The sequence below is a fragment of the Methylophaga sp. UBA5088 genome (genome assembly GCF_002414625.1).
GTDB classification, from domain to species: Bacteria; Pseudomonadota; Gammaproteobacteria; order Nitrosococcales; family Methylophagaceae; genus Methylophaga; species Methylophaga marina.
Map to the genome: position 1 here is coordinate 4541 of NZ_DIAC01000097.1, position 10221 is coordinate 14761.

The 10221-nt window shown below is 41.4% G+C and carries 9 protein-coding genes; 6 read left to right on the plus strand and 3 right to left on the minus strand.

The genetic code is table 11. The features are described from left to right. Nucleotides 1-962 (minus strand): TonB-dependent receptor plug domain-containing protein (locus B4K20_RS11970; protein WP_289283041.1); only part of this gene is annotated, 962 nt, incomplete at its 3' end. Between the two features lie 372 nt (nucleotides 963-1334). Between B4K20_RS11970 and B4K20_RS11975 the strand changes: the two genes are divergently transcribed. The 5 genes from B4K20_RS11975 to B4K20_RS11995 all read left to right on the plus strand — a co-directional run bounded on the left by B4K20_RS11975 (nucleotide 1335) and on the right by B4K20_RS11995 (nucleotide 5351). After that, the gene (locus B4K20_RS11975) at nucleotides 1335-2249 is read left to right on the plus strand and encodes a GGDEF domain-containing protein (protein ID WP_289283042.1); all 915 of its coding nucleotides are present in this window, start codon (nucleotides 1335-1337) and stop codon (nucleotides 2247-2249) included. A gap of 3 nt (nucleotides 2250-2252) precedes the next feature. Continuing rightward, nucleotides 2253-3284 (plus strand): AraC family transcriptional regulator, encoded by a 1032-nt coding sequence (locus B4K20_RS11980; protein ID WP_289283043.1) that lies wholly within the window; start codon nucleotides 2253-2255, stop codon nucleotides 3282-3284. A gap of 131 nt (nucleotides 3285-3415) precedes the next feature. Further along, nucleotides 3416-3607, plus strand: a complete 192-nt coding sequence (locus B4K20_RS11985; RefSeq protein ID WP_289283044.1) for a hypothetical protein — start codon at nucleotides 3416-3418, stop codon at nucleotides 3605-3607. 204 nt (nucleotides 3608-3811) lie between these two features. Then, nucleotides 3812-4960 carry a cysteine desulfurase family protein gene (locus B4K20_RS11990; protein WP_289283045.1) on the plus strand — a complete coding sequence of 383 codons (1149 nt, stop codon included), beginning with the start codon at nucleotides 3812-3814 and terminating at the stop codon, nucleotides 4958-4960. A gap of 82 nt (nucleotides 4961-5042) precedes the next feature. Next, nucleotides 5043-5351, plus strand: a complete 309-nt coding sequence (locus B4K20_RS11995) for a hypothetical protein (protein ID WP_289283046.1) — start codon at nucleotides 5043-5045, stop codon at nucleotides 5349-5351. A gap of 59 nt (nucleotides 5352-5410) precedes the next feature. Here B4K20_RS11995 and B4K20_RS12000 read toward each other — a convergent pair whose 3' ends face one another. Together B4K20_RS12000 and B4K20_RS12005 are read right to left on the minus strand one after the other, a co-directional pair. Further along, on the minus strand, nucleotides 5411-8137 hold the full coding sequence (locus tag B4K20_RS12000; RefSeq protein ID WP_289283047.1) for an ATP-binding protein: 2727 nt from the start codon (nucleotides 8135-8137) through the stop codon (nucleotides 5411-5413). Further along, nucleotides 8134-9438, minus strand: coding sequence for an ABC transporter substrate-binding protein (locus B4K20_RS12005; RefSeq protein ID WP_289283048.1), 1305 nt, complete (start codon nucleotides 9436-9438; stop codon nucleotides 8134-8136). The genes B4K20_RS12000 and B4K20_RS12005 overlap by 4 nt, the downstream gene beginning before the upstream one ends. 233 nt (nucleotides 9439-9671) lie before the next feature. On the opposite strand from B4K20_RS12005, the gene B4K20_RS12010 reads away from it, so the two are divergent. Then, the coding region (locus B4K20_RS12010) for a GGDEF domain-containing response regulator (RefSeq protein WP_289283049.1) at nucleotides 9672-10221 on the plus strand (550 nt) is incomplete at its 3' end.

Below are 10221 nucleotides of genomic sequence, written 5' to 3' on the forward strand. Positions count from 1 at the left end.
TCTTTTAATTCACGGAAACCTTCAGCGTCATCGCCTGATTCATTTGGGAGGAGGGGATCGGCAAATTCAATACCAGCCGCGTTACGGGTTTCCGTATCTGTAAAACGACTGAATAAAGTACGCAGGTAGTAACTGGTATTGACGTCGGCTTTGTAATCAAAATTGACACCTAAACCCAGACGCTCACGTGAAATCTCGTAATCACGTTGTTCCAGTTCCTCGAGACGCGGTTGACTACCATCAAAATCCCAGGCGCCACCGGTTTCAACATTATCTGAACCAAAGTCCCGTTTTTGCCAACTCAAGGCCGCGGCCACACCAAAGTTATCGACCCCATCACCAATACTAAAAATATTACTGACTGCACCTGAGCCTTTAGGGCTGATTTGGTCAGTATTATCATCAAAACTACCTTCTGTTGAGAGCGTATAGAACAGGCCATCATGATCAAAGGCTGACAGACTTCTGACATTGATGGTGCCGCCCAGCGAGTTCGCATCCATATCAGGGGTTAATGTTTTTACAACTGAAAGAGATTGCACCAACTCACTCGGCAAAACATCCAGTGCTACAGCCCGGGTATCACTCTCAGGTGAGGGCACATTAGTACCATTGATAGTAACGGCATTCAGTTCAGGAGCCAGTCCACGAACAGTAACAAAACGTCCTTCACCCTGATCGTTTGCCACAGACACACCCGGTAAACGCTGTAACGCTTCAGCAGCATTATCATCGGGTAACTGGCCAATGCCATCCGCATGCACCACACTCTCAATACTATTTGAGTTGCGTTGTTCAGTGAGTGCTTTGTCAATCTGTACTGCCTGTCCAATCACACGAACAGTTTCCAGATTGAGGTCATCCTCAGCGTGGACGCCATTACTGATAAAACTACTTATGCCAAGAGCAATCAGACTTAACTTAAAACTGGGTCGCTCTAACATCAGGTTTGTCTTTTTCATAAATATCCTTGTCGTCATAGTGGTTCGATGGCGGCAAGTGTAGGTAGGCTAAATGACAGTTAGATGACAGAAAAATTTAAAAGCATTTAAAAACAATAAGATAGCTCAGTGGTGACCGTATATTTGAGCTGAAATGACCATGACGAAGTTAAAAATGTTGAGTTGGAAATAAGCCTATCCCACCTAGCTTAATTCTTTAAAAACAACGTCATATGAATATTTGGTGCACGGTTTAAACATTAAAAAAATGAAGAAATGGTCATTTTTTTGTGAGCTAAATTGACTGCATGTGATGTCACAACACTGTCATTTTTTTAGCGTAGTGTCGCCAATATTCAATGTTTATAGCTGATATTTAGTGCACTTAAATCAATGAAAAAACGACCGTTTTTACAGACTTCTTATTTTTATGGCTTGGCGACAGCTATTGTTTCCGGGACCCTCATTTTACGAGCATGGGGTGACGTAAAGCCGATAAGCGAGGTGAACTGGTTGGATGTTATGTCAGAAGGCGGCATGGTGATCCTAGCCTTTTTCTGGTTGGCCTTATTACTTCGGAGTCGACCTGCAGGCCGAGTAACGCGGTTGTTGGCATTTGGTTTATGCGCCATTGTTTTTTCCTGGTCGATGGATTTTATGGATGAGTTCATTCGTATGCCATCAACCTTAATCTGGCACAACTGGCTTGAAAGTATGCCGATACCGATTGCCTTAATATTATTAAGTATTGGTATCTATCATTGGCATCAGGAAGAAATTGCTATCAGTGCTCAAATGGTAAAACGTGAACGGTATTTTCGCGAGCACCGTTTGTTTGACAAGCTTATGCCTGTTGGCGGCGGCGCTTATTTAAAAAAACAGCTCAAGCTATCCTTGGCAGAGAGTAAAAAGCATCAGCAACCATTGGCGCTCATCGCCATTGATCTTGATGATTTCAATGTGATTAATCGTTTGTATGGCATAAAAGAGGGCGATCACATCCTCCAGCTGGTCTGTCAGCTATTATTGTTAAACCTGCGTGATAAGGATTTGATCTGTCGCTTGGCTGGCGACCGTTTCGTTATCCTCTTACACGACACCGATGAGGCTGAAGCAAAACAGCTGAGTCAGGATCTGCAACATGCGGTAGCCAGTTTTGCTTACCGTACACAGGAATCACAGCAGCGTGTCTATTTAACAGCGACGACCGCCATTACCATGGCAAAAAGGGATGATTCTGATTCGTTAATTAAACGATTAAATCAACTTCTTAGCCAGCGTAAACAAACAGCTGCACCTGTCATCTGAACCATGGCAAAGCTGGTAAAAACGCTGGGATATGAGCTAGATACACCCTGTATCACACCTCATTATCAGCCCGCTGTATTAGTCGAATTGGCACTGTCACGTGATGTGTCTGAGTATCATCTACTGAAAGGAACGCGTTTACAGCTTGGTGATTTTGAGCAGGCTGAAGAGCGCATTAGTCCTGACCAATATCTGACGTTAATCAAAAACTCTCAGAAACTAACGGATGCTGATGATATAAGCTTTTTATATGGTCAGCGTTTATTTCCTGGATTTTATGGTTCTGTGAGTCAAGCTTTACAGCAAGCGAATAACTTACGTCAGGCAATAACGATCCTTTGTGAATATCATGCCATTTTGTCGCCACTATTCACGCCTCGATATTATGAAAATGACGATGAGCTATTTTTGTATTGGGTTGACAGTACAGGAAGCATAGAACAACACAGATTTATTATTGAGTCTTACATGTCCGCTTTTGTGTCGATGGTGGCGTGGTTAGCTGGTGAAAAAATGCCTTGGCAGTTTGAATTTAGCTACGATGAACCTGAATACGTTGAACAATATTGGGTCAACTTTGGACAAGATATTCGCTTTAATCAACAGATGAACCGAATACGGCTACCCAGATACTGTTTGGATACACCTTGGCCGAATGCATCTAAGTTTGGCATGCAGGGCGCCTTAAAAGAGAGTGACAAGCAACTTTCTGAAGAATACAGCCCGTATAGTTTTCTTGATCAAATATACAGCTACCTTCAGTCACATATAGACGAACCACTTAATTTGGATAAAGTGTCATTTTCATTTGGCCTCAGCCCGGCCTCCATGAAACGAAAGCTCAAAAAGCATCAAACCAGCTTTCAACAACAATTAGACTTGGTCAGAAAACATACCGCTATTTATTTGTATGAGGTTAAACAGATGAATAGCCAGGAAATAGCCGAGTACCTCTGTTTTAATGACATGAATAATTTTCGACGAGCCTTTAAGCGTTGGACTGGAAGCTCGCCTTATCATTTATTTGCACAATAATTTGAAGTAGCTAAATCATTTTGTTTTATTACTTAAGCCTTCCTTAATCTCGTTCAGCAAAAATTCAGTATCCAGGGTCTATAACTGAACTGTAGCTAAACATTAGCTCAGTCAATTTAAGGAGTCATCCTATGAACAGATTAAATACCTTTCTCTCTATCAGTGCGTTGAGTATTGCCAGCTCTGCTTCTGTCGCCGTTGCCGATAGCAAAAACGTTGATCCCAAAAATATCAATAAAATTGAAACCAGTCTGGTTGAGAGTCACACACCCTCTTCGAATGAAGCAAGCAACAAAGCGCACCAGGAAATAATAAAAAAATAAAATGCTAATGATCCTTCAATCTGTTACCGATTTTACTCCTCCTCGGTAACAGCTTTTTTTTGCCCGTTATCTGAGCGTCATGTTGATTTTATCAATGCAATAAATACGTTTATGCGTAGCCAATAGCTGGTGTTTCTCGCTATCCTATGACGTCAATCTTTATATCACCCTCTGATTATCTGATATTAAAAAGTGGAGCAGTCAATGCAAACCGGTAGTTCAATTTACCTAGACTATCAGGCAACAACGCCGATAGAGCCTCGCGTTGTTAGCGCAATGGCACCCTATAACCATGAGATTTTTGCTAATCCACATTCGACAGCCCATGTGTTAGGTCAGCAGTCAGCGGCAGCGGTTGAGGCCGCACGCAGTACGATTGAAAAATGTATTAATGCCTCTTCTGAAGAAGTGATTTTTACCTCTGGTGCGACAGAGTCAAATAATCAGGCGATTGCCAGTGTGATATTTGGTAATACCACAGATCGCCGTGACATTCTTATCAGTGCAATCGAACATAAATGCATTAAAAATGCTGCCCATTTTTACGCGGCTAAATTAGGTTACAAAGTTAAAGAAATCCCAGTGCATAGCTCGGGGCTGATTGATGTTGATGCTTATCAATCTTTATTGTCTGACCAAACTTTGCTGGTTTGCATAATGGCTGTGAATAATGAAATCGGCACTATTCAGGATGTCAAAACCTTTGCTGAAATGGCTCATCAATCAGGCGCTTTATTTCATTGTGATGCCGCACAAGCCCCTGAAGCGATAGATATTGATGTGAAAGACTGGAATGTCGATATGCTGAGTTTGTCTGCCCATAAAGTTTATGGTCCCAAAGGCATCGGTGCGATTTATATTAAAAACGATCTTCAAGCCGAGTTACCGCCTTTCATTCAGGGAGGAGGGCAGCAGTTTGGTATGCGTTCTGGCACTTTGGCCACGCCACTCTGTGTTGGTTTTGCTGAAGCGATGCGTATCACCAAACAAGAAGCAAAAACTCACCGTGAACAATTAACGCATTTGAAACGTTTGTTTCTACAACAACTGGAAGCGACACATATTCCATTTAAATTGAATGGCACACAAACTCAGTGTCACCCTGGCAATATTAATGTGCAATTCATTGGTTGCGATGCGAATAAGCTATTAGAAAAACTCCAACCCAATGTCTGTGCCTCTACTGGATCAGCATGTAATAGTGAAATGGTCTTGCTTTCGCATGTATTAAAAGCGATTGGGCTGACAGATGAAGAAGCAGGATCATCTTTACGCATCAGTTTGGGACGCTTCTCAGATGAAGCACAAATTAAACACGCTGTAGCTGAGATAAAACTAGCGATAGAAAAATAATATTGATTTGTTTGGATGTAATAACCATTTCTTAACTTGGGTGGGCGTAGTCTAAAAATCCCAACAAACAAAAGAGGGATTTATGATGAAAACATTATCAACAACACTTTTCACAGCCTTAGCTGCGATGGCCATTAGCTCAGCTACATTTGCTGAACCAGTATCAACTGACGATATGGCTAAACACACCAAGAAAGGTTACTTCGCTCATATCGATACTAACGGTGATGGTGTCATCACAAAAGATGAAGCGACAGCAGCAGCATTAAAACGCTTCGAAAAAATGGATGCCAATGGCGATGGCAAGGTGACGAAGGAAGAAGCGAGAGCCGCCCATAAAAAACATAAAGGCGACAAACGCGCCTCATGCACGGATAAAAAAGATAAATAATCACTTAATACAAATAAGGGAGCTAATGGCTCCCTTATTTTTGTAAAATATATGCAGGCCTAAAGCCATTTCTGCAATATATCCAATAAGGTATTCGGCATTATCGGTTTGGTTAAATAGTCTGACATACCTGCTGAGAGACATTTTTCTTTCACGCCTTCCATCACATCTGCTGTGAGGGCGATAACCGGGGTCGACAGATTGAACTCTCCGGCCTGACCTGAGCGAAGATGTTGTGTGGCGGTAAAGCCATCCATGACCGGCATCATACAATCCATAAAGACAATATCGTATTGCTTCTCACGCAGTTTATCTAAAGCGACTTCACCATTTTCTGCAATATCAGCCGTCATTCCATATTTCGCGAGGATACCGCTGGCCACCATCTGGTTGATTTCATCGTCTTCAACCAGAAGGACCTTACTTGATGAAAAGGTGGGTAACGAAGCAGTGTCTGCAGTAGGTTGTTCATGTTGCTCAATAAGCTGTTCTGATAATGAGCGGCTCGCATTAAATAACTCTGACGCACTGATAGGTTTGATCACCGTGACATCTGATAAATCACTTATCAGTGAACGGCTCAAATCATCTGCCAATGATGACAGTAAAATAATCTTAATATTTTTGGATTTGAGTTGTTTGAGTTTATTTTCATTGATGTGATTCAGCATGGCGCTATCAACCATCAGCACCACATCGGTATCTTCCTCTCGAACCGTTGTCTCAATCAGCAATAATGATGAGGTGATATGTAGATGATTCCCCCATTTAGAAAATAAGCTTTCTAAATAGGTACTTAATTTTTCATTGCTGGTGTAGGCAAAAAACTGCGTGAATTTTGTGGTCAGTACTCGAGGAGGTAAAACCTTATCTTTTTTCACCGTAATGGTGAAATAAAAATGACTGCCAGCCCCAACAGTTGAGTCAACTTCCAGTTTCCCCCCCAGCATGCTCACTAACTCAGCACTGATAGCTAACCCAAGACCGGTGCCGCCGGCTTTTCTGGTTGAAGCTGAATCAAGTTGGCTAAACCGCTCAAATAAATTGGTCAGCTCTTCTTCTGATATGCCGATGCCAGTATCAGTAACAGAAAAATCAAGGTTAAGGCTGTTGTCATCGACTGACTTGATATCAATCTTGAGTTCGACTGAACCGCTTTCGGTAAACTTAACGGCATTAGAAAGCAGGTTAAGAAGGATTTGTCTGAGACGAATCGGATCAGAAATAATTTGTACATTCTCAATTGCATTGGCAGGGCAGAGGACTTGAAGGCCTTTATTATGTGCATTGGGTTCAACCACTCTGCCAATATCAGAAATCAGTTTTTCTAAATTAAATGCCGTCTCTTCAATAGAGAGCTTGCCAGACTCAATTTTTGAATAATCCAGAATATCATTAATAATTCGCATCAATGATTCGGCACTGATTTTAATATTGTGGGCAAACTGATGTTGTTTTTCCGTAAGTTGGGTATCGCTTAGCAGATTAATCATGCCTAGGATGCCATTCATCGGTGTTCTTATTTCATGACTCATATTCGCCAGAAACGCACTTTTTGCATCGGCGGCTGAATTCGCTTTTTTAGCCGCTAGCTCTAGTTCAACCTCCCTTAAACTTAACTCTTCGGCCAGCTCTTCTGTTTCTTTTAAGAGGCGTTTTGTTTCATCCGCACTTTGTTTAAAGAGAGTAGCCGATCGGGCTAGCTTGCCTATTTCATCATGCCGATCGATACCAGGAATAGATAAGGTTTCTCGACCAGCACTGATATCTTCAAATGTCTTACTGATATCAGAAATGGGGACCGTGATAGCGCGACTGACCCTGCCAGAAATCATGAGGGCGATGGCCATCAGAAAAAAGGAACCGATAAACGCAATAAACTTATACAGTTCCAGATTATTATTGGTGCTACTAAAAAGTGCTGTTTGTCTCTCAATGGAATAATCTTTTAATTGCACAGACAGGCTTTTTAATTCAGAGGCTTCCCCTGCAATCACCACATTAACCAGAAAAATAAAATTGCGATCTGCTTGAATCGTACGAAAGAAGGTATTTTTGATGGTATCAAGTTGATTGTTGAGATTAATGATTAATTGTCTTTCTTTTTCAGAGGTGGAAGCGAGCTCTGAATAGACAGCAATATCCGTTTTTGCTTGATTAAATGTGTCAACGAAATTTAAACGCGTTTTGTTGGTACGGCTTTGAAAGTATTGAATAATTTGATTCTGAGCAAAAGCGATTGAAGAACGAATTTCATACAATAAAATCACTTCTTCAGACTTCTTATGTTGCTTTGTCATGGTGTCGAGCATGTTATAAACAGAACTAAACTGTTGCTCCAGTTGTGTATGTAACTGCTTTAACACCATACGCTCATCATTCAATTTTGCCGTTTTCTCGTAGAGGTTCTCAAGTGAGTCGGTAAATTTGGGATAAATGGCGGCTGATTCCTCACTGGACTCCGATGAAACAGAAAGACTATGGATAGTGGTTTTCAGGCTTTTTAATAATCGTTGAATGTCTGTAATGGACGACTGACTATCCGTGATGCGAAACACTAATATTTTTCGATTAAGTTCAATAATATCTGCTTCGACTTCAGACATCAGCCGTGTATAAGAAATCGATTTTGTATAGTCGTTGAATAGTTTTTCAACATTTGTCAGAGAAAATAAATTCACAATGACAATAAACAAAGAAATCAACGCAAGGCTGGCGAAACCAATAAAGACACGCTTGCGTATCCCAAGCTGACTCATCAGTGTAGATTGATGCCATTTACTCATGCTAATAAAAACTCATACCATTTTTGTAGCGAATAATCATAATTTGGCATAACCGTATTCCAGATAGCGATATTGCTTAATCGTGTGGTGTACGCTCCCCCGGTACGAATATCACCAGCCCTGACTGAAATTTTGCCATCCGTGCCTTTTAGATCCGCAGTGGCCTCTTTTCCTTCATACCAGTAATCCCATTCATTTTTGTCTAATAAAGGTTTTGATCGTTCCGGATTTGAAATGTAATAACCTTGACGGGCAACATAAGCACCAGCCCAACCACTTAGCCACCAGTTCATATAATCGTAAGCGGCATCTTTGACATGCCCCTGACATTCACTGGATAAACACATCACACCATGCCAGGCACGGTAACCTTCTCTGGGGGCGGCATACGTGACGGGGATACCGTCGCCATTGAGTGCAGAAACTGCTGGTGAAAACATGCTTTCCAGGTGTACCCGTCCTTGACGCATATAATCAATTGATTGAGGTACCGAATTCCAGAAACCTGCAAAGTGATGTTGTTTTTTGAAATCCAGCAAAATAGAAAAGAGGCCATCAATTTCAGTTTGCGTCATATCGCTCATATCATTGAAATTAATCAGGCCTTTACTCTCTGCAGCGAGAGCCAAATCAAAGATACCGATGGTCGGAGAATTAACAATGCCCACTTTTCCGCGATATTGCTCATCTAATAACCAGGACCAACTTTCCGTTTCATACGGAATGCCTTTTTTTATGGCATTCGTGTTATAGCCAAATGAATCCACATTGTGAACATAGGGTAAAAAACTAATCTTGCCGGTGAATTGAGTTCCCAAACTGCCATCTGCTTGAATATTTAAAATTTTATGTGGTGCATCACCTAAGCCAATATTAGCTTCAGGTGCAATTTTCCCTGTTTTTGATAGGGCATTGATTTCATCCCAGTAGCTTAAGCGCTCCGTATCAATGGGCTGAATCACAGAGGCCTGCCAGAGCTGTCGAATACTATCGGTCCATTGCTCATAGATATCAAAAGAGCCTGGTTGGGTTGTGGCTTTTTGAATAAGTTCAGCCTCGCCACCTGGTTCAAAAACGATATTAATACCAAGATCAGCCATGGCTTGTTGTCTTATCTCTTCTTGTAGCGTCACGTGTGTGCCCATCACGCGTAAAGTTGGTGTTGTTCTGGCGAACACAAAAGGCGCTTTGCTTGATAAAACGGATAGGCCAGCTAATACACCAGATTTTTTTATAAAATCGCGTCTATCCCCCGAGATATTTTCTTGTGTTCGTTGGGTAGAGGCTTCTGGATTATTCATTACACTTACCTAAAGACTAAGATGTTTATTTTTACTGTATCGACACAACAGACATTGTATTGAGTAATTGATTGTCATCAGGACTTATCGTAAACGATTTACCAATAAAATGAACATCAAGGCTTGATAGTTAAGCTATAGAAGTAGAAACTTGATATCAAATCAAACTGCCATGTAAACAAGGGTACATGCACGTATTAATTGTGGACGATAATGATATTGACTGCTTCACTATGAGTAGCTTTGTACAAAAGACTGGAATGAATGCCCTCAAGTCGAATAATGCAACACAAGCGCTTGAAATAATCTCAAACAGAGATACCACCCCGGAAATCATTGTTGTTGACTGGATGATGCCAGAAGTCAATGGCCTGGAACTATGTCAGAACATCAGAGCGCTGAACTTAAGTCTCACGCCATATATCATTATGGTTACCTCCAATTCACTTGGCCAAATTGAACAAACAGCACTAGACGTGGGGGCTGATGATTTTATTGAAAAGCCTATTCATGGTGCCGTATTTATCGCTCGGTTACGAGTAGGTGAGCGTATTGTTAAGATGCAACAAAAGCTTTTATCACTGGCCGATACCGATGAGCTGACCGGCTTATTAAATAGACGCGCTGCCATTAAGGCCTGCGAAACACATCTTGCCAGACTAGCCCGTTCTGATAAATCGATCAGTCATTGTCTTATCATCGCTGATATTGATTTTTTTAAACACATTAACGATACCTACGGTCATCAAATTGGTGATCGCGTATTAATCGATGTATCCAATC

Bases quoted from the DNA above. Each gene is read 5' to 3' on its own strand.
- B4K20_RS11985 (WP_289283044.1), top strand. From the start codon at position 3,416: ATGAACAGATTAAATACCTTTCTCTCTATCAGTGCGTTGAGTATTGCC.
- B4K20_RS11995 (WP_289283046.1), top strand. From the start codon at position 5,043: ATGATGAAAACATTATCAACAACACTTTTCACAGCCTTAGCTGCGATG.
- B4K20_RS12005 (WP_289283048.1), bottom strand. From the start codon at position 9,438: ATGAATAATCCAGAAGCCTCTACCCAACGAACACAAGAAAATATCTCG.
- B4K20_RS11975 (WP_289283042.1), top strand. From the start codon at position 1,335: ATGAAAAAACGACCGTTTTTACAGACTTCTTATTTTTATGGCTTGGCG.
- B4K20_RS11990 (WP_289283045.1), top strand. From the start codon at position 3,812: ATGCAAACCGGTAGTTCAATTTACCTAGACTATCAGGCAACAACGCCG.
- B4K20_RS12000 (WP_289283047.1), bottom strand. From the start codon at position 8,137: ATGAGTAAATGGCATCAATCTACACTGATGAGTCAGCTTGGGATACGC.
- B4K20_RS11980 (WP_289283043.1), top strand. From the start codon at position 2,253: ATGGCAAAGCTGGTAAAAACGCTGGGATATGAGCTAGATACACCCTGT.